The organism is Desulfomonile tiedjei (assembly GCA_016212925.1).
Lineage (GTDB): Bacteria > Desulfobacterota > Desulfomonilia > Desulfomonilales > Desulfomonilaceae > JACRDF01.
Genome location: JACRDF010000025.1, coordinates 178,808 through 198,781, shown reverse-complemented (window position 1 = coordinate 198,781; position 19,974 = coordinate 178,808). Strand labels below are relative to the sequence as shown.

General features: G+C 54.3%; 15 protein-coding genes. 5 read left to right on the top strand and 10 right to left on the bottom strand.

What is annotated here, in order from left to right; translation table 11 throughout:
• Positions 1-69: 69 nt before the first annotated feature.
• The 3 genes from cobB to HY913_11355 form a co-directional block, all read right to left on the bottom strand.
• Positions 70-1,482: a hydrogenobyrinic acid a,c-diamide synthase (glutamine-hydrolyzing) gene (gene cobB / locus HY913_11365; protein MBI4963865.1), complete on the bottom strand. Its 1,413-nt coding sequence runs from the start codon at positions 1,480-1,482 to the stop codon at positions 70-72.
• Positions 1,479-2,912: a cobyrinate a,c-diamide synthase gene (locus tag HY913_11360; GenBank protein ID MBI4963864.1), complete on the bottom strand. Its 1,434-nt coding sequence runs from the start codon at positions 2,910-2,912 to the stop codon at positions 1,479-1,481. Before HY913_11360 ends, cobB begins: the two co-directional genes overlap by 4 nt.
• A 377-nt stretch (positions 2,913-3,289) precedes the next feature.
• Positions 3,290-4,498, bottom strand: coding sequence for a hypothetical protein (locus HY913_11355; GenBank protein MBI4963863.1), 1,209 nt, complete (start codon positions 4,496-4,498; stop codon positions 3,290-3,292).
• Positions 4,499-5,076: 578 nt separating this feature from the next.
• Between HY913_11355 and dsrA the strand changes: the two genes are divergently transcribed.
• From dsrA to HY913_11340, 3 genes are read left to right on the top strand one after another with little or no spacing between them, the layout of a single operon-like run.
• Complete coding sequence (dsrA, locus tag HY913_11350; GenBank protein MBI4963862.1) at positions 5,077-6,363, top strand: dissimilatory-type sulfite reductase subunit alpha; 1,287 nt, start codon at positions 5,077-5,079, stop codon at positions 6,361-6,363.
• 16 nt (positions 6,364-6,379) lie between these two features.
• On the top strand, positions 6,380-7,498 hold the full coding sequence (gene dsrB / locus HY913_11345; protein ID MBI4963861.1) for a dissimilatory-type sulfite reductase subunit beta: 1,119 nt from the start codon (positions 6,380-6,382) through the stop codon (positions 7,496-7,498).
• Positions 7,499-7,518: 20 nt separating this feature from the next.
• The gene (locus tag HY913_11340) at positions 7,519-7,755 is read left to right on the top strand and encodes a dissimilatory sulfite reductase D family protein (GenBank protein MBI4963860.1); all 237 of its coding nucleotides are present in this window, start codon (positions 7,519-7,521) and stop codon (positions 7,753-7,755) included.
• Positions 7,756-8,145: 390 nt separating this feature from the next.
• On the opposite strand, the gene HY913_11335 is transcribed toward HY913_11340, so the two are convergent.
• From HY913_11335 to HY913_11325, 3 genes are all read right to left on the bottom strand, one after another.
• Complete coding sequence (locus tag HY913_11335; GenBank protein ID MBI4963859.1) at positions 8,146-8,829, bottom strand: 50S ribosomal protein L11 methyltransferase; 684 nt, start codon at positions 8,827-8,829, stop codon at positions 8,146-8,148.
• Between the two features lie 382 nt (positions 8,830-9,211).
• Positions 9,212-10,741, bottom strand: coding sequence for an Rne/Rng family ribonuclease (locus tag HY913_11330; GenBank protein MBI4963858.1), 1,530 nt, complete (start codon positions 10,739-10,741; stop codon positions 9,212-9,214).
• 10 nt (positions 10,742-10,751) lie between these two features.
• Positions 10,752-13,214 (bottom strand): TIGR03960 family B12-binding radical SAM protein, encoded by a 2,463-nt coding sequence (locus HY913_11325; protein MBI4963857.1) that lies wholly within the window; start codon positions 13,212-13,214, stop codon positions 10,752-10,754.
• Between the two features lie 55 nt (positions 13,215-13,269).
• Between HY913_11325 and HY913_11320 the strand changes: the two genes are divergently transcribed.
• Positions 13,270-13,584: a hypothetical protein gene (locus HY913_11320; GenBank protein ID MBI4963856.1), complete on the top strand. Its 315-nt coding sequence runs from the start codon at positions 13,270-13,272 to the stop codon at positions 13,582-13,584.
• A gap of 216 nt (positions 13,585-13,800) precedes the next feature.
• Positions 13,801-15,252 (top strand): CoA-binding protein, encoded by a 1,452-nt coding sequence (locus tag HY913_11315; GenBank protein MBI4963855.1) that lies wholly within the window; start codon positions 13,801-13,803, stop codon positions 15,250-15,252.
• Between the two features lie 547 nt (positions 15,253-15,799).
• On the opposite strand, the gene HY913_11310 is transcribed toward HY913_11315, so the two are convergent.
• The 4 genes from HY913_11310 to thiD form a co-directional block, all read right to left on the bottom strand.
• Positions 15,800-15,970 (bottom strand): hypothetical protein, encoded by a 171-nt coding sequence (locus HY913_11310; protein ID MBI4963854.1) that lies wholly within the window; start codon positions 15,968-15,970, stop codon positions 15,800-15,802.
• A 270-nt stretch (positions 15,971-16,240) separates the two neighbouring features.
• Complete coding sequence (locus HY913_11305) at positions 16,241-17,200, bottom strand: glycosyltransferase family 2 protein (GenBank protein ID MBI4963853.1); 960 nt, start codon at positions 17,198-17,200, stop codon at positions 16,241-16,243.
• Positions 17,201-17,407: 207 nt separating this feature from the next.
• Positions 17,408-18,394, bottom strand: coding sequence for a GTP 3',8-cyclase MoaA (gene moaA, locus HY913_11300; GenBank protein ID MBI4963852.1), 987 nt, complete (start codon positions 18,392-18,394; stop codon positions 17,408-17,410).
• A 245-nt stretch (positions 18,395-18,639) separates the two neighbouring features.
• Entirely contained in the window at positions 18,640-19,962 is a 1,323-nt protein-coding gene (thiD, locus tag HY913_11295) for a bifunctional hydroxymethylpyrimidine kinase/phosphomethylpyrimidine kinase (GenBank protein MBI4963851.1), read from the bottom strand.
• Positions 19,963-19,974: the final 12 nt, after the last annotated feature.

Sequence of the window (19,974 nt, the reverse complement as noted above, 5' to 3'; positions counted from 1 at the left end):
CGCTGATCTTTGCGATGTCAATGAGGTTGGGAGACAGGGCTGCTAGTAGCCGGTTTTTAATGGGGAAGTTCAGTGGGCCCGACGGTACGCCCGGAACTCATCCGCTTTCTTAAGAATGCCTTCGGCCCACAGAGGCTCACCGAGGGCGTGCACATGCACGTAAGTCCCCATAGCATTGGCGGAACATATGCCGTCGCGGACGCCGTCCATGCCGTGGCCTCTTAAGACCCTGAACGCGTAACAACCCACATCGTCGGCCTGTGGAGTGACGTACGAATAGTGAAACTCATGCCCGGTGAGCACGACTCCTTGCGGATAGAAAGGATTCGGACCTGCAACTTCCACTCGGATGTAACCGTGTCCCTGCGGCCTTCTCTCCAAGACGGAGTCCACGGGGAATATCCCCACCATGGGAAAGATATTTTCGTCCATGCGAAGACTGCGAGACAGATACATCAGACCGCCGCATTCCGCGTAAACGGGCAAGCCCTTATCGACCGCGGCCCTCAAAGACTCCTTAAGCCCGATATTACCGGCCAAACGTTCGGCATGAGTCTCAGGAAAACCGCCCCCAATATACAGTGCGTCAAGTTCCGGAAGTTCTTTGGCTGAAAGAGCGCTGATTTCAACCAGATCAGCTCCCTTGTTCGTAAGGGCTTCGAGATTCTCAGGGTAGTAAAACTGAAACGCTGAGTCCTTCAAAATGCCGATGCGAATTCCGGAAGAGCCGCGCGGGGCTGTGACTTCCGGCAGCCTGCCCAGTCCAGCAGGCACTAATTCCTCAGCAGTTGAGCCAATTTCAACGACCTTGTCCAGATCAACGCACTGCTTCACCACGCGCGCCGCATCTTCAACAAACTCCAGGGCTTGAGGATGCTCGTGCAACGGCAAAAGGCCCAGATGCCTTTGTGGAAAGTTCTCTAGGGGCAATTTCAGGACTGAACCGATTACCGGAATTGATGTTATGTCTTCAATCGACTCTCTTAGGACCGTTTCATGGCGCGTACCGGCCACTCGATTCAGTATCACACCCTTAATGTCCAGATCACGGTCCAGGATCCGACACCCCAAAACCAGCGCGGCCGCAGTCCTCGTGACTTTGGTTGCGTCCACGATCAAGATGACAGGGGCCTTCAAGAGCTTTGCCAGCTCCGCCGTGCTGTAGCTCCCCGATGAATCCACTCCGTCGAAAAGCCCACGGTTTCCCTCCACGAGGGCAAAGTCCTTGCCAAGGGACCTTGCAGCGAAAGAAGCCCGCAAGGTGTCACTGTCAAGAAGGTATGCGTCGAGATTGAAACAATCCCCTCCCGCGGCCAGTCCAAGCCACCCCGCGTCGATGTAATCGGGGCCTTTCTTGAACACTCCCAGCGAGAGGCCCCGAGCCCGAAGCGCGGCTATCAGGCCAACGGAGAGGACCGTCTTTCCTGCACCGCCTTTGAGAGCCGCGATCATTACTCTTGGAACTTTCATCTTCCCCATCATGTGCAGGAATCCATTTCCGCGGCGCCGGGTTGCATGGCACGGAATTCCAGGGCCCTGTTGATTATGCCTTCGGCCCAAAGTGGTTCCCCGAGCGCATGAATGTGGACGTAAGTGGCCAAAACATTATGTGCGCAAATCCCGTCTCGAATCCCGTCCATTCCGCGGCCCCTCAAAACCCGAAATGCGCAGCCGGACTCCGCTTGCTCCATGTTGCCTACTGAAGAGTAGTGAAATTCGTGTCCGGTCAACTCCACGCCTCGCGGATAAAACGGATTCTGTCCTGTCACTTCCACTCGCACGTAACCCAGCCCCTGAGGCTTTCTATGCAGGACAGTGTCTATAGGAAATACCCCGACCATCGGATAAAGCTTCTCGTCAATAATAAGATTCCGAGAAAGATACATCAAACCGCCGCACTCCGCGTAGACCGGCAGCCCACGGCGCACCGCCTGGACCAGAGAATCCTTGAAGACCCGATTCTCGGCAAGCGGCACAGCATTTGTCTCGGGAAATCCACCGCCTATGTACAAGCCGTCTATATCCGGAAGCTCACGTGGCTCTAATGCGCTTATTTCCACCAGTCGCGCGCCGCTTCTTTCCAGCGCCTCCAGATTCTCGGGGTAATAAAACTGGAATGCCGAGTCCTTAAGTATCCCTATTCTCACACATGACCGTGGGGATAGCTTGATGTCCGGACAGGATTCGGAAATATCCTGCACAGGAAATTGCTCGGCAGCGCGCGCGATTTTCATGACACGCTCGATGTCCACAGATTGCTCGACCACGCTTACAGCCTCTGAAATGAACTCCTTGGCCCCCGGGTGTTCGTGCAAGGGCAGAAGTCCAAGGTGTCTTTGAGGAAAATTCTCCATCCTCAACTTCCTGATCGATCCGATCACAGGAATCCCAGACGCGTCTTCGATGGATTCTCGCAGAATGCTTTCATGCCGAGCACCGGCTACTCGGTTCAGGATTACTCCCCTCAAGTCCAGTTGCGGGTCTAACGCTCTACAGCCCACAACAAAGGAGGCCGCGGTCCGGGTCACCTTGGTCGCGTCTATGATGAGTATCACGGGAGCTTTGAGCAGCTTGGCAAGTTCAGAGGTGCTGTAACTTCCAGCGGAGTCAACCCCGTCGAACAGGCCTCGATTGCCTTCCACTACAGCCAAACCCTTGCCGGAAGACCTGCGCACAAACGAGGCTTTCACAGTTTCTTGATCGAAAAGGTAGCTGTCCAGGTTGTAGCAGTGATCGCCCGCGGCCAACCCAAGCCAGCCCGCGTCTATGTAATCGGGCCCCTTCTTGAACGCGGCCGGGGACAAGCCGCGCTTTCGGAACGCGGCAACGAGGCCTACGGTGATGAACGTCTTGCCTGCTCCTCCTTTGAGGGCCGCAGTAACAATGCGGGGAATCTCACGTTTCACTGGCATGAACCATCACACATCATTGCTTCGGGGTTTGGACTTGCAAAAGAGGTGTTCAGCACAAGCGGTAGCGGCACGGGATGGAGACTGTCTCAAAACTGACGATTTCACCTGACCTTCGGTAGGGGCGGTTCGTGAACCGCCCGGAATCAGGGCGCTTCTCGAAGCGCCTCTACCCGGGAATTCCGCTGGTCTCGGGTCTTGAGACAGTTTCGATGCCGTGCCCCTACATGAAATCCTGCAGCGTCTTCATCCGTCCTGCAACGCGTCGCGCGGAGGCAGGGATGCTCCCTCACCGCTCCACTGTAAAAAACCCAGAGTTCCGAGTCCGAAACTGAATTCCATAATAGATAATTCACGGGACAAAAGAAAGCATCGGCCGATCATGGTCGTTCCGTTCGGCTGCGGATCGCGCTGTAGACACTGAAGATGTGGTCGGCCAGATTCTCTCTGATAACCGGCACATCAGGGGCTGATGGATCATAGGACTCGGCCACAAACTGGAACAACTCAGCCCATTCCACCGGAGACATTGCTTCCAGAGCCCCTAACAAATCGTCGACGACTTGTTGAGAGCAATGGCCTTGGGCCACTTTGGTTTTCATAGCGTCCAAGAACCCCTGGATGGTGGCTTCCACACAGTGGTCGGCCGCCCACGCTATATCGCCCACTCCGTCCAGTCTGTCGAGTCGCATCCTAATGGTGAGGTTTGCAAGAAAGACCATGAGCGCATTCACGCTGTTTTCCGGGGCTTCATGGTGAAATACGGTCCGGGCCTCGTACTGCCTCACCGTGATCATCTTGACATCCAATGCCTCTCGGCCCAAATGAACGACAAAATCACCCGAGGCATGGTGCCACGGAAAGACTTCGCGAAACGTGTGCACGTCATAATAATAGGTCAGAATAAGTGACGCCTGCCTGTAGACCTCTCCGGACTGAGGCTCTGACAAAGAGCCGTATCCCCGGTCCATGTCCCAAACAACCGTTTCAAGAGTGCCTTGCTCGACATTCCTGGACAGATGAAATTCATGATAGCCCTCCAGCCATTCTGCCACGAACATCACAAGGTCCATCTCTTCGCCGTCTGTGTCAAAGATCGTTTGCCGGCCGAGGAAATACGTTTGGGGAACAAAAGAGTTTTGGAAATTCAGGCGAAAGTGCTTGAGCCATTGATAGTCCTTGTCCAGCCGATCTCTACCTCTGTCCGTGATTGCCACGTTCGCCACGAAGCACACCGTGAGCCCGTTTGCATGCACTCTGATCCGAGCGGGATGATAGTCGCTGCCGTGCTTCTCGGCCACAATTTCGATGAGGTCGATGTTGTTCACCGGGGTTGCAGCCTGCTCGGACACGGCTTCGGCGAACCGGTCCCAATGTCGGCGGATAAATGCTTCAATACCTTGCAGAAAAACTCTGTAGGTTATTTTTTCGGACGCGGTTTCGTCAGACGCAGGTCGTGCCAAAGGAACGGCCGTGTCCAGCACTTGGTCGTTAAAGGGCATGAGCCCGCGTGGAGAAGCCAAGGAGAAACGAATGAGAGGGAGACGGTCATTGTTCATGGTAATGTTTGCCTTGAAGAAGAATCTCATGTTCGGGACGACACCGGGGTGCAGTTAAAGGAACGTCCAGGAATATCGCGTGCTCATGATACTCCCGGCAGTGCTTCGCGAGAACCCCCAAAGCGAAAAAACCGCGCCGGGAAGCCGGACCTCGACGATTCTTCGGATTCTAGCCGGGAGGTACGGGCAAAACCTTTGGCAACCGCATCTAAGTGATTCTCACGGTTCGAGGCCGAACCGGCATAAGGTGTGCGGATGCCGCGCAGTTGCCAAAAACCTGTTCAGGCAGCGGCTGAAATGGAAAGGAGGCGGTAGTTCTTGCAGCCCGGTTCATTGAGCTCAATGACCGGCTCTTTATCTTAAATGTCCGAATTTTTTTCTTGACTTGCCTCTGTGGGTTGAATTAAAGTCTGTTGAATCTACGTTTGGGTGATCTGAACCATTCACGTTCACTCAACCCGCCAGTAAATCGGAGCCGCTGACTCGGAGGAAAGCACGTGTGGGAAGGGGCTTTCTTCAATGCTTGTTCTATTTTTATAGGCTCCATCGAGAAGAAAGCAAGATCTAGTCTAGATGAAAGATCCAAATGAAGAGAGGAGGAACCTTTAATGGCGAAACGCAACACCCCTATGCTTGATGAATTGGAAAAGGGTCCGTGGCCCAGCTTTGTTTCCGATATCAAGCAACAGATCAAGGGGAAACAGGTTTTGAAAGAGGCTCCGGAAGACCTTCTGGGAGTCCTGGAGCTTTCCTATGAGGACAAAATAACTCACTGGAAGCATGGTGGTATCGTAGGCGTATTCGGGTACGGCGGAGGCGTCATCGGTAGATATTGTGACCAGCCCCAGAACTTCCCGGGTGTTGCTCACTTCCACACGGTTCGCGTGAATCAGCCGACGGCCAAATATTACACTTCGGAATTCCTTCGAAGTCTGTGCGACGTGTGGGAAAAACACGGCAGCGGTCTGACCAACATGCACGGCTCGACCGGTGACATCGTTTTCCTCGGCACGACTACCGATCACCTGGAACCGCTCTTTTTCGACCTGACCCATAACCTGAATCAGGATCTTGGCGGCTCGGGCTCAAACCTCCGAACCCCTTCGGCCTGCCTAGGGAAATCCCGGTGTGAATTCGCCTGCTATGACTCGCAGGAAGCCTGCTTCAACATGACCAACGAATATCAGGACGAATTGCACCGGCCTGCATTCCCGTACAAATTCAAATTTAAGTTTGATGCGTGCCCTAACGGATGTGTGGCGTCCATTGCTCGTTCCGACATGTCAGTCATTGGAACCTGGAAAGACGACATTCGCATTGACCAGGCAGCGGTGAAGGCTTATGTAGGCGGAGAGCTGAAGCCCAATGCCGGCGCACATGCCGGAAGAGACTGGGGCAAGTTCGACATTAACAAGGAAGTCATTGATCTGTGTCCCACCAATTGTATGTCCTGGGATGGCAGCAAGTTGACCATAAACAACAGAGAGTGTACCCGTTGCATGCACTGCCTCAACGTTATGCCGCGAGCCCTGAGAATCGGAACGGAAACTGGCGCATCCGTGCTGTTCGGCGCGAAAGCTCCGATCTTGGAAGGCGCTCAGATGGCCACCTTGACCGTTCCCTTCCTGCCCATGGAGTCCCCGTTCTCCGAACTCAAAGAGTTGATCGAGAAAGTGTGGGAATGGTGGATGGAAGAGGGCAAGAACCGCGAGCGGCTCGGCGAGCTTATTCAGCGCAAGAGCATGCAGGAGTTCCTCCGGGTTATCGAACTGGATCCCGACCCCAGAATGGTTCTAGAACCAAGGTCCAACCCGTACATCTTCTGGAAAGAAGAAGAAGTCGAGGGCGGCTGGACCCGCGATATCGTCGAATACCGCAAGAAACACCAGAGATAACAGGAGGTCAAATACCATGCCTTACGATCCCAACGATCCTCTAAAGGATAGAATTACAGATATAGGACCAAGATATTTCAGGGACTTCTTCCCGCCCGTCATCGAGAAAAACTTCGGCAAATGGCTCTATCACGAGATACTGGAGCCGGGCGTGCTGGTCCACGTCGCCGAAAGCGGTGATGAAATCTACACAGTTCGCGTGGGCGCCGCGCGGCTCATGAGCATCGAACTCCTTCGCGAGATCTGTGACGTCGCAGACAAACACTGCAACGGTTACCTGCGCTTTACCACGAGGAACAACGTCGAGTTCCTGCTGGATAGCAAAGATAAGGTAAAACCGCTGCTCGACGACCTCAAGGGCAGAAAGTTTGACGGTGGCTCGAACAAATTCCCGGTCGGCGGCACCGGCGCAGGCATCACCAACATAGTCCACACCCAGGGTTGGGCGCATTGCCATACTCCGGCCATTGACGCATCCGGTGTGGTCAAGGCGGTGATGGACGGTATCTATGATGAATTCGGGAACATGCGGCTCCCCGCTCCCGTAAGAGTCTCCTTGGCGTGCTGCCTGAACATGTGCGGCGCGGTCCACTGCTCTGACATCGCGATCCTTGGAATTCACCGTAAACCCCCAATGATCGACCATGAGTGGATCGACAAGCTTTGCGAGCTTCCGCTTGCAATCGCGGCCTGCCCGACCGCGGCCATCAAGCCTGCCAAGACCGAGGCAGGCGGCAAGACGTTGGAAGTCAATGCCGACCGCTGCATGTTCTGCGGCAACTGCTACACCATGTGTGCAGCAATGCCTCTGGCCGACGAACTGGGCAGCGGCATCGCCATCCTGGTCGGCGGCAAGCTTTCCAACAGGATGAGCAGACCAAAGTTCTCCAAGGTGGTCATTCCGTTTATTCCCAATGAGCCCCCGCGCTGGCCGAGCACTGTTAACGCAGTCAAGAAGATCGTCGATGTCTATGCGAAGGATGCCAAGAAGTATGAGAGACTCGGCGACTGGGCGGCGAGGATAGGATGGGAAAGGTTCTTTGAGAAAACCGAAATCCCGTTTACCCATCATCTCATTGATGATTATCGGTTCGCGTACACCACCTGGCGCACATCAACTCAGTTCAAATTCTAGGTGGTCAAAAGGAGCTTTTTATGACCCCGGATGAAGCAAAACAGGTAATACTGGACACCCTAGAATCGAAAAGCAAGTCCAAATCCAAGTTCTATCTGAAGGACTTCTACGCGATGCTTCCGGACATGAAGGTCAGGGACGTGAAGAACCTGGTCAATAAATTGGTCCAGGAAGGGAAGTTGGAGTACTGGTCCAGCGGAAGCACGACGCTGATCGGCCTCAAGGGCATGGGCAAGCAGCACACGGAAGAAGACTAGAAATCTCCCGGCTGCAAAGCCCTTCGCCAAGATTGGATACTGAAACAAGCGAGGAGGGGTTAAATAGCCCCTCCTCGCCTTATATAGCCTTATCTGTGCAGCTCGCCCTGCCTTAATAGCTTAATCATTCATACTCCCGACTGCCAAAGCCACCGCGGGTCCCCTCTCTCAATATCTAGTGCCAAAATAAACGTCCGAAACGAGCAATTCTTTGTCCGCCAGGCGGCGGGATCGAAGGTCTGTTGATAGCTGCACTCGGCGGGCACGGCCCGCCCTACAAGAAGGCTCCGGCCCCATCGTAGGGCGGGCCGTGTCCGCCAGTTTACTCAAACCGCCTGTCAAAAGGCCGACCATCGATATTCTTTTGGAGATAGCGCATGCACGAATCGATCAAAACTTCGGGCAATCGCCACAATTCCCGCGGCCAAATAGCACTGAATTCCATCCGTTTTTTCGAAGCCTCTTGATAACATTCAGTCCGGTGGCCTGGTACGCGGTCAACACTTTATCCGCCATTGGGTCGGCAATTCCGGACAGTACCAGCAACCGTCCGACACGATCCGTCAATTGCTCCAACATCCTCATCAGCACCGGAGCGACCAGATTGGCTGCTACAACGTCGAAAATTCCCTTTGTCGGGTCGATCCCCCCGACAAAGATTTGCAGGGAATCGTCCCCGTCGCTGGCCGTTCCCCACAATCCGTTGAGCTGAAAGTTTCGTCGCGCACTAAAGACCGCGGCAGGGTCCACGTCGAAAGCTACGGTCAGGCCTGTGCCGAGCGTTTTTCCAGCGATGGCCAGGACGCCGGTTCCAGTGCCTACGTCAAGAAGGGAAGGAGAATCTATGTCTTTGTGCAGAATTCCGATGGCGGTTTCCAGGAGTTCGACCGCCATGACAGTGGTGGGATGATCGCCTGAACCGAAAGAGGGGCCGGGATCGATTATCAACTCAGTCCTTCCCGAAGGACTGGCTGCTCGTTCCCAGTATGGGACCAAACGCAATTGCCGTCCCACATCCACGGGGCGCACCCTGCCCGTCCACCATCTCTCTCTGTCGTTCGTCTTGCTCCTCAAGGGTGTCCCCGTTTCAATGCGTTCTGGTTCCCAGGCTTCGCCTGGGAACCCTTACCTTCCTGGCTTTGCCCGGAACCATGTTAATGCAACCCGGCCAGGAAGGCGGAGCCTCCCGATATGCATTCCAAGGCAGAGCCTTGGAACGAGAAACGAATTATGAAAACGCCCCGAAGGCAACCGGTAATCCCGCGTTCAAAGCGGGACGGCGCTACCGGCGCTTTCATAATTCGTTGTGGCCGGGTGCCACTGACCTGGGCACCAGGTCAGTGCTGATTTGGCCCGAAGTCATTTTCACCGTTTGAAAGCGAACTCGCATCACGCGGTCCATCGTATCACAAGCTTGAAAATCACGGCATTGGCAATGTTTCAGAATGGTCAAGCTTCAGCAGGGTACGATTTCGTACTGTTCCTGGAACAGGTTGGGGTCGGGATTGAGTTGAATTTTGGTGTGGTACTTTTGCTGAATCTCTTCGAGTTGATCGACCTCCTGCTCAAACAGAAGCTTTACCACCTCAGGATGAGCCGTGACCTTGATGCATGGCGAACCGTCATTGGCTATGTGGAGTGAGATGGAGCGCAGGATTTCATAACAAACGGTGGTCTGAGATTTCATGAACCCCTTGCCCTCGCAATAGGGGCACTGTTCGCACAAGGTCCTGGTTAAGCTCTCCCGCGTTCTTTTGCGGGTCATCTGGACTAAGCCCAGCTCAGAGATTTTCAGGATGTTCGTCTTTTGCTTGTCCCTTCTCAAGGCCTCGACCAGGGCGCTGAAGACCTTTTCTCGGTCTGCCGGCCGCTCCATGTCGATGAAGTCCACGATAATGATTCCACCTATGTTGCGGAGCCGGAGTTGATACGCTATTTCCTTCACCGCCTCCAGATTGGTTTTGAGAATTGTCTCTTGAAGGTTGCGTTTCCCTACGAATCTTCCCGTGTTCACGTCAATGGCCACCAGGGCCTCGGTGAAGTCGATGTTGATATAGCCACCTGATTTCAGCCACACCTTCCTTCCCAGAGCTTTACTCAATTCCATTTCAATGCCGAATTTGTCGAAAATGGGTTCCACTCCTTCGTACAATTCTACACACGGCTTGAGAAAAGGCATAAAAGTATCCATGAAATCAAGGATTCTCTTGTGATAATCTTTGGAATCCACCACTAATTTGGTCACATTTTCGGTAAAGAGGTCTCGAACGCCCCTTAGACAAAGGTCCAGGTCCTCGTAGATCAGGGAGGGAGCCGGACCTCGTTTCTCCTTCTCCAAAATTCTCTGCCATGATCCTTCGAGAAAACTCAGGTCTGCCTTAAGCTTGTCCTCGTTCTCGTGCTCACTGACCGTGCGCACTATGATCCCACAGGATGCCGGCTTTATGTGGGTGATTATCTCCTTTAGCCTCTGGCGCTCCAGCTCGTTCTCAATTCGCCGGGAAATTCCGACATGCTCTACCGTGGGCATAAAAACCAGATGTCTGCCAGGTATGGAGATGTGAGAAGTTATCCTTGCGCCCTTGCTGCCAAGCGGTTCTTTGGAAATCTGAACGAGAATGTCCTCCCCTTCCTGGATCAGGTCTTCAATCGGCGCAAAAGGCGGTCCGGGCTCCGCTATGGCCTCGGTTATAGCCTCTTCTTCCGGCTCGGTCTCCTCGTTCTCTTCTTCATTATCCATGAAGTCCAGGTCTCGGATATGGTGGTGAATGTCCCCCACGTAGAGAAAGGCCGCGCGCGGGAGCCCAATGTCCACGAAAGCCGCCTGCATCCCCGGCAGCACTTTGATAACACGTCCTTTGTAGATATTCCCTACGATGCCGCGCTCGCCCTTACGCTCTAGATGAATCTCGGCCACTTGGCCATTTTCGACAAGGGCTAAGCGAGTCTCGCGAGGGGTGACGTTTATTATTATCTCATTGCCCATAACATTAACCTTATCCGCTACTTTCGGCAGCCTCCAATATTGCGGATGTCTTCAATATCTTCATTGTTCTTATCTTGTCCCTGCCCTGCCCGAGGATGACGCAAAGAGCATCCAACGGATGTATAGATCCCGAAGGACCTGATGCGACACTCATTTCCAAGCGATTATCCGCGAACTCAAGACTCTCCACCCAATCTTTCAAATTGCGGGTGTCGGTCTTTCCACCGCGTTCTCTGTTCAGTTGGACGGTCGGCGAAGATTTGAATTCGGCAACCCTTCGCCTTATCTCTTCAACCGGCAGAGAGCCCTCAACCGAGATCTGATACTTAAACTGTCGAATTTTACCACAAATAGACGGATCGCTCAAAGAAATTTCATCGAGTTTCAAAGGCTTAACACCTTCGGGAAGAGCCCGAGCAAGAGCGTGAAAAATCTCCTCATGGGTGAGATGACAGTTAACAAGGTCAAAATCCAAATATTCAGCGACGCTCTCCAGGCCCAGAGCAAGCGGCGGAGAGAAGCGCAATCTGGGATGCGGATGGAAGCCCTTGGAATAATCCAGCCGCAGGCCTAACCTGCGGAAGGCCCTATGGAAGAGTCGAATAATATCCTGATGGCCGAGGAATCTCATTCGTCCGATCTTGCCGTACCGCAGGCGAAGGCGCCGCGGTGATTCCGAAGCCGGCAACTCGCCGGGCCTGAATTCGGGGAGCTCCCGGTCTGAAGCCAGGCGAGGAAAAATTTCATCGAAGTCGCACACTCCGCAACCGCCGCACTCTCCGAATCGACAATCAAGCGTCGCGGCTTCTGATTTGGCTTTTTCCCACTCCTCAATCAGGTATTCGGTCCGGACACCTGCATTCACGACCGCCCACGGCAATCCCTCCTCGACTGGTCTGGCAAGGAGATAATTTGCGGGGTCTATCCCTTCCTCTTGAAAAGCTTCCATCCATAGGTCGAACTTCAAGTGCTCATCCCATCCATCCAGTCGCGCACCTTTGAAGAAGGCTCGTTCAATCACGCCCCCCAGGTTTTCGTCACCTCTGGCAATGACCCCTTCCAGGAAGGAGACTCTCGCGTCGTGAAACTTCACCCGCACCCTTCCCTTCTGGAAATAGCGTCTGATGTACTGCTGTCTCCGTCGTGTCTCGTCAATGGAGATCTGTTCCGCCCATTGAAAAGGGGTATGAGATTTGGGGACGAAAGTGGAGACCGACGCGGTGATTTTCCCGCCCTTGGCCCATTTGGAGGCCTTTCGGATGAGGTTTGCTATGCCGTCCAGGTCTTCGTCGGTCTCGAAGGGGAGACCGACCATAAAATACAGTTTGACCGACTTCCATCCTGCCTCAAACGCAGCGGTAACCGCGCGCTCCAGGTCTTCCTCGGTATTCCCTTTGTTGATGATTCTGCGCAGCCTGTCGGTCCCGGCTTCGGGAGCCAGGGTGAACCCGGTCTTGCGCACTTTGCGTATCTGCTCCGCCATTTCGGCTTCGAATGTATCCGTGCGCAAGGATGGCAGGGAAAGAGCAACCATTGCCGGCGCGGTTTCCTCGGACATCCGCTTGATAAGATCTCCTATGCGAGAATAGTCCCCCGACGAAAGGGAGAGCAGCGCGATCTCGTCCCAGCCCGTGGCAGCAATGTTTTCCCTGGCCAATTGTAAAATGGTCTCCGGTTCCCTCTCCCGAACCGGCCTGTAAAGCATCCCTGCCTGACAGAAACGGCAGCCACGCGTGCAGCCGCGCGAAATCTCCACTCCCACGCGGTCATGAACCACCTCCGAGAAGGGGACCAGGAATCGGCACGGAAACAGGGCCTTGTCCAGGTCAGGTACCAGCCGTTTGAAGACAACCTCACCTTTGCGGTGCAGCGCGGGAACAAATACTCCCGGGAGGCCTTTCCACCGTTGGAGAAGCTCTTCCCTAGCACCGCCTTGCTCCTTCCATTCTATATAGGTGTCGGCCAACTCCAGGATTATCTCTTCCCCGTCCCCCACAACTAGAGCATCGAAAAACGCGGCCAACGGCATTGGATTGAAAGCCACGGGCCCGCCCCCGACAATCACAGGGTCTCCATCTACTCGGTTTTCGGCCCGCAGAGGAATGCCTCCTAGATGAAGCATCTGGAGCACCGTGGTTGCGCAGAGTTCGTATTGCAGAGAAAACCCGACGATGTCCAAGTCCGCGAGCCGCGTCCCCGTCTCCAGAGTCACCAAAGGACTTTGCCGCTGCCTCATCAGATCTTCCATATCCGGCCAGGGAGCGAACACCCGCTCCGCATAAAGATCGGGTCTGGCGTTTACGATTGAGTAAAGGATCTTAAGCCCCAAATGGGACATCCCCACTTCGTAAACGTCCGGAAACGCAAGACCCATTCTGAGCCTCACTGACGCAAGATCTTTGTGAACAGCGTTTATTTCGTTTCCTATGTACCGAGACGGTTTTTGAACAAGCGGCAGGAATTCATCCGACAAGCCGGAGGGCTTGGACCGTCCGCTGTCGACTGAACAGGGGGCCGAATTATTTATCATGATGGGAAAGATTGGACTCCTCAATCGGGTTAGATTTGCAATGGAATCAATGATAACATATCGGCCCATGTCGCGCACACGGGTGATAGCTTTGGCAGTCGGGGGGATTGTTACCTTGGCCGTTTTTGTTCTGGCTATGGTGGCGCTGATATTTGGAGGCTTTTTTTCTGAGAGAGAAATGCTCTTTTACGTCTCCCTTGCTCTGGCGCCTGTGGCTATGGTCTCTGTCATGGTAGGATACGCCGTGTGGTGGCTGGTTGTTTTTCTCCTCACCCTGTTCCTTCCCAACCGGAGCCCCGACGACACTCCGTAAAGTGTGGGACTACCCGTTAACCGGAACAGTCATGGCGGCTCGGAATCACGATGGGGAGGTTTGGAGTAGGAGATGGTCTCCTCCTTCACCCCCACCGGGCGTACCACGCCGAGGCGTGGAATCCCAGTGAACCATTGGGTCCAGGAGAATCAAGGCTGCAGGAAGCCCAGTCTCAAAGGTTCTTCCGCGCTGCCTTTATCCATGGAGGTATGCTTGATGAATCGTTTTGAACAGAGCCCGCTTTACAGGCTTATGCACCCGCGGAGCGTGGCTTTTTGGGGTGCTTCTGCTAATCCTGTCGGCATGGGAAGCGTTCAGTTGTCGCAACTCTTAGCCTTGGGCTATGAAGGGTCCGTGTATCCGATTCACCCCAGTGAGAAGGAAATCCAGGGCCTAAAAGCTTACGCGCATATTTCCGAGGTCCCGGGACCTGTGGACCTCGCAGTTTTCGTCATCCCCACCAAGATAGTCCCCGAAATTCTGGAAGAATGCGGAAAGGCCGGCGTTAAGCGGGCCATCATAGTCTCTGCCGGTTTTGCGGAAGTGAGTTCGGAAGGGAAAGAGCAACAGGGTCGCCTCGTAGAAATAGCCAAGCGATACGGCATTTATTTCCTTGGGCCCAACTGCATCGGCGTGGCGAACCCTTACGCGAAGCTGAACACGACGTTCTATCCCTACGAGACAGTCCCCGGTTTCATCGGGATGGCCTCTCAAAGCGGAAGCTTCATCACCCAAATGTTCAGTTATCTCCAGAACTTCGGACTGGGATTCAGTCAAGGCATGAGCGTCGGCAACGAAGCGATGATGGGTCTGACCGACTGTCTGGAATACCTGGGCCAGTGCCCTAATACCAAGGTCATCACGCTTTACATTGAGGCAATACGGCGCGGCAGGGAATTTGTAGAGATCGCTCGCGAAGTATCAAAGATAAAGCCGATTGTGGCCTATTATGTGGGCGGCTCCAAGGCAGGCAGCCGAGCGGGCCTGTCTCATACGGGCGCGCTGGCAGGCCCGGACCCGCTCTATGACGGCATGTTCAAACAGAGTGGGATCATTCGAGCATATTCCATAGCGGAACTGTTCGATTTCGCTTATGTGCTGGGCAGTCAACCCCTTCCCAAAGGAAACAGAGTCGGGATACTGACTCATTCAGGGGGGCCTGGAGCATCCGCTTCCGATACCGCGGAACGAAGCGGCCTGGAACTGGCGGATTTCTCGGCTGCCACCCAGGAAAGGCTTAGGCCGCTGCTGCCCGGCACGGCCAGCATCCGCAATCCCGTGGACATAACCTTTACCAGAAACTACAGCGACTACACGGAAACAATGCCCAAGATCATCCTGGAGGACGAGGGCGTTGATGGTTTGTTTCTCTACTGCCTTATGCCGCACCGTAGAGTCATCGATTCCGTAATCACCATGATAATGGGAGACTCTAAGAGCGCCGAGGCCCTGGCCGATGAGTACATCAAAAGCCAATGTGCGTTCGCGGCCGGTTTGTCTTCGACCTATGGCAAGCCCGTGGTAGGGGGGACTTTCGCCACGCGCTCCGAACTTTTTGTCCGCGAGCTTCAGGACCGTGGTTTTCCGTGTCTGCCGAGCCCTGAGAGGGCTGTGCACGCTCTGGCCGCGCTGGTGCGCTATGCGCGCTGGCGAGAGAGCCACTCGTAGGGACCGTTCTAGCGAGCACTAGTGTGTAAAGGGCTATGCCCTCAGAGCACCCTCTTGTAACAGGCTAGTGGTTGCCACAAATCTTAGCCCTTTGCAGGACCCGCGTCCTAAGAGAACCGGCAGGGCCCAGAGCCTTCTCCGGACCGTGATCCGGCGCCCCTGCCGGGCCCAACTAGTTGGTGTGTATATGAAAAATGTGCCGGCACGGAGGCCGGCACCTACCAATTTCCGAGAGGCGCTTGTTGCAATCGGACTCTGTTTTTTGGCTCCTGCAATAGTTGAGAATTGCCCCGCCGAAATGCGGCAAACCGTTTTTTTGCCTAGTGGGAACAAAGGGCCCGAAGCAGCTTCCGCGATCCGGCAGACGTTGTGATGGCTGGGTTCTAGATACCCGGCACAGGCGCCTGTGAATCTTCTTCAAATTTCGCCAAAGGCCCCAATTGCCCCCACTCTGCTGCGTGACGCTCAACAAACTGACCATTTCCACTGGTCGGCTGCAGGAATACTTACCTCGTCCCGTAATTTGGACGGCCTTTCAAGATTTCGGTCATTCGAGGCGTTTCAGAACGTCCTTCAGAAAGACCTCCCTCTTCTTCAGCTCCTCCCGAAAAGACATCTTTTCCGTGTCCGCGACCTCAAGCCGAAGATCGGAAAGATAGCTTTGAAGTACTTCCCGCAGCATGCCCCTTTCTTCCGGTTTCAACTCAATATGAGTCATGGATTTTCTCCTTTCCCCATGGGAGTCCATCTGCCTCAACATGCACACCGGGGCCAGCCATCGCTTTTGTACATTAAGACAACCGAGATTTATGTTTGAAACTCATCTATTTAAAAATTAGTGGTAGGTTTTTGGGAAAGAGGTGTTCAATATAATTCAATGCAAAATAGGGACTTGCAGCTAACTAATTACCGATTTGGTTATTTCTGTTTCAAGTCGTGCGAGCTGTTTTTTATCGCTGTCGCGTGTGAGGCTTGCACTACATGGCCATCAATTTCTGGGCAGCCCCGGACCTGGGGGGCACCCTTGAAGATGCCATTTCCACAGAGCCGCCCTGACGCGCAAACTCTCCCCTAAAGAATGAACCCGTCCCAAAGTGACGAAAGTGGCAGCGCCTAAAACCAACACATTCAAGGTGAGATTCAGAGTCAGAACAGCGGATAGTATATTTCGAGCGCCATTGCCGTAATGCTTTTGAAAAAAGAGATAACGAGAGCGGTAGAACTCGATACGCGCTGCCTCGTGGACAGCCTTGGCGGTTGCCCCTTGCAGGTGAATGGCTCTGGCCCGAGGCTCGTGAACAACCCTCCAACCTGCGTGGCGCATTCGCACAGCGAGGTCGGTCTCTTCGAGAAAAAAGAAGTAATCCTCGTCAAACGCGCCGACTTGCTCCAGTGCTTTGCGCCTTATCATCATAACCGCGCCGATCAGCGCTTCGACCTGTTCCGGCCCTTCGAGTCGGCAGCTCTTGCTTGGAAATCGGGAAGGGAAGAGACGCTTGAGCAGACTCCGGTTCAATGTCTCTGTGGCAAGAGTCGGAACAGCCTCATACGATGTCTGAACCGTTCCATCCTCGTTCAGAAGCTGGGGGCCGACCATTCCGACTCCGGGGTCCGCGTTCATCAGGTCCAGGAGCTTTCGAGCGCAATCCTTTTCCAGGAGCGCGTCGGTGTTCACAAGGAGGAGGAAATCGCCGCTTGCCTTCTCAAAGGCCCTGTTGTTGGCCGCGGCAAAACCCAAATTCCTGCCCGCTTCTATAATAGTTACTTCTGGAAACGCGGCTTTTGCGCGAGCCACGGAACCATCGGTAGACCCGTTGTCCACGACGATCACTTCAGGCTTGCCGCTGAGATCGGACCTGAAAACGTGATCAAGGCACCTCACCAGGAGATCCGCGGTGTTCCTGTTCACAATGATGACAGAGAGAGTGTTCGGAAGAGAATCGCTCATGAGGGAAACATTAGCATGTCCTGACGGTCAGTGCCAAAAACCTCCTGTAGCTTCAATACACGGACGCGATGACATTTGGGCTACCTTGCGGCAACAACTAAGTACCCCCTTTATGCGCTACAAGATTATGGAGTTTTTTGAAGGAGGGGTGCGGGGAGGAAACTTTTTTGCAAAAAAGTTGCCTCCCCGCAACTTTCTTCTTTCTCCTCACCCGCCGATCATGTTCATTCCGTCGTTGATGGCAGTGTGTTTGGACTGATTCCCGACGGGTTTGGCCAGAACCGCGGCCTGAATTATATCGGCCAGTTCCTCATCAGAGGCTCCCGTACGGAGCGGAGTCTTGATATCGATCTCACGGTTGCCCAGCAAGCAAGGCCGTAATGTGCCCCGAGCGGTCAGTCTAAGCCTGTTGCATGTTCCACAGAAGTGGCCGGTGATGGGGTCTATTATTCCTATCCGGCCTCGGGCCCCCGCGAGTTTGAACATGGTCGCGGGCCCGTCCAGAGAATTGCGCTCCATTGGCACCAGGTCCCCAAATTCTCTTTGTATTATCTCCAGTGCCTTCGCAGCGCTGAAGGATTCCGGGGACTTCGGGACCGATTCGTTTCCGAAGGGCATGCGCTCGATGAATCGGATATCGAGAGGATCGTTCACGGTAAGTCGGGCGAATGCCGGAACGTCCTCTTCATTGATCCCTTGGAGCAGCACCACGTTTATTTTGACCGGACTGAACCCTACGGCAAGAGCGCTCCGGATTCCGGAAAGAACTTCGTCCAGGTTGTCGCCGCCTGTGATGGCCTTGAAGGTATCACGGCGGAGAGAATCGAGGCTGATGTTGAGCCTGGTGAGCCCGGCACCCCTGAGATCTTGCGCCATGGAAGGCAAAAGCACGCCGTTCGTAGTCAGGCCGATGTCCTCGATGGCTTCGATTTCGTGAAGGCCCGAGAGAAATCCCAAAACTCCGCGGCGGACGAGGGGCTCGCCTCCCGTGACCCTGATTTTCCGGATTCCCATCTCAGCAGCAACCCGAACTATGGCCAGAATCTCTTCGTATCTGAGGATCTCATCGTGGGCGATCAGTTGCACCCCTTCAGGAGGCCGGCAATAAACGCACCTTAGGTTGCACAGATCTGTGATAGAAACCCGGAGGTAATCTATGACACGGTTATATGGGTCCATTAAAACACGCGACATTGACCTTATCCAATCGGAACGATCAGTTTTCTCGTTCTCCCGAGCCTTTATCAAGCGGGCGCGGTCCCGCAATATCGCGGAATTTCCCTGCCCGGCACCCGGCCGACGAATGGAGCTGTAGGGGCGCGGCGGTCCGTGCTGCGAGGCCGCCAGCCTTAAGGCAACGGTTGCACGTTACCGCAATTCTCGACGCGAAGCACCGTACTTATAATAGACTGTAAGAGAGGTTTTTTGAAGATCGTCCACTAAAGTTTTGCTATCAAGTTTACGATTGAAGCAGGATCGTTGCCGAAAATTCTGATCATGGGCACCTTGCCCACCGCGCCGCGATCGAAAATTGCGTCCGGCACACGCCCCAGTTCTTCCATCACGTCTTGAACCCCCCACGCAAGGGTACTCCCTTCCTCCTGCTGCAAATCCGGAGGAGTGCGGTTTCTGTCGAATTCTGCCACCGTGAACCCCAGCGCCCGGATCCTTTTCACCAGGTGGTCCGAATAAGCCACGCTCATCGCTGACCTTCGTTCGGGGTCATAGTCCATTGCGGCCAAGACCAAGTGATGTATCTGCCTGGACGCGCCGAAGCGCGCTGAGGCCAATGTTGCGACACTATTGCCCAATCTAATGATTCTTCCAGGGAAAGACGCCACATCATCCAACGATTCCGCAAAGGGAATCGCATAGGCAAGATTTGTCTGAACCTCAGGGATCAAGTGGCCAATGCTCAATCGTCTTAGGCGCTGGAAGGCCTTGTCCAATTCCTCAATCACGTGGGTTCTTGCTATTTCTCTGGTAATGGAAGCAAAGTGGTTGCACGGACCGATTCCTCCTCCTATTGGAAGCGAAAACCGAAGGGCCCTGTACAAGTACCCCTTGGCTTGGTCAATGCACTCCATGAGTGGCAGCCCTCTCGCCAACAGGGTAGCTATGGCTGAAGCCAGCGTGCACCCGGTTCCGTGAGTGTGGCGCGTTCGCACTCTTTGCGAGGAGAACTCATAGGGCTGAGATCCGTCGTGCAAGACATCGACAGGAGACTCTTCCAGATGGCCACCCTTCACCAGCACGTACCTTGGGCCCATCTTTTGGAGGCCTTTCGCCGCCCTGGTCATTTCGGCTACGGTATTGATCTTTTTGCCCGTCAGAATTTCAGCTTCGGGAATATTGGGAGTGAGCAAGTAAGTCAGCGGGAAGAGCTTTTGCCTGAGCGTCTTTCTTCCTTCCTCGTCAAGCAAAGTTGTCCCGTCCTTGGATGCCAGAACAGGATCGACGACTACTTTCTCCATTTTGAAATGCTTAATCTTTTCAGCGACAACCTCGACTATTTTGGCATTTACCAGCATTCCGGTCTTGATCGCGTCCGCTCCTATGTCGGAAAGCACAGAGTCCAGTTGCATGGCCACGAACGCGGAATTGACGGGAATCATCCCCTGCACGCCGATGGTATTCTGCGCGGTGAGCGCGGTTACCACGCTCATCCCGTAACCACCAAGTGACAGAATAGTCTTCAAGTCAGCCTGGACGCCGGACCCCCCACCCGAATCCGAGCCGGCAATTGTGAGAACTTTGTTCATCGTCGGTAGCTA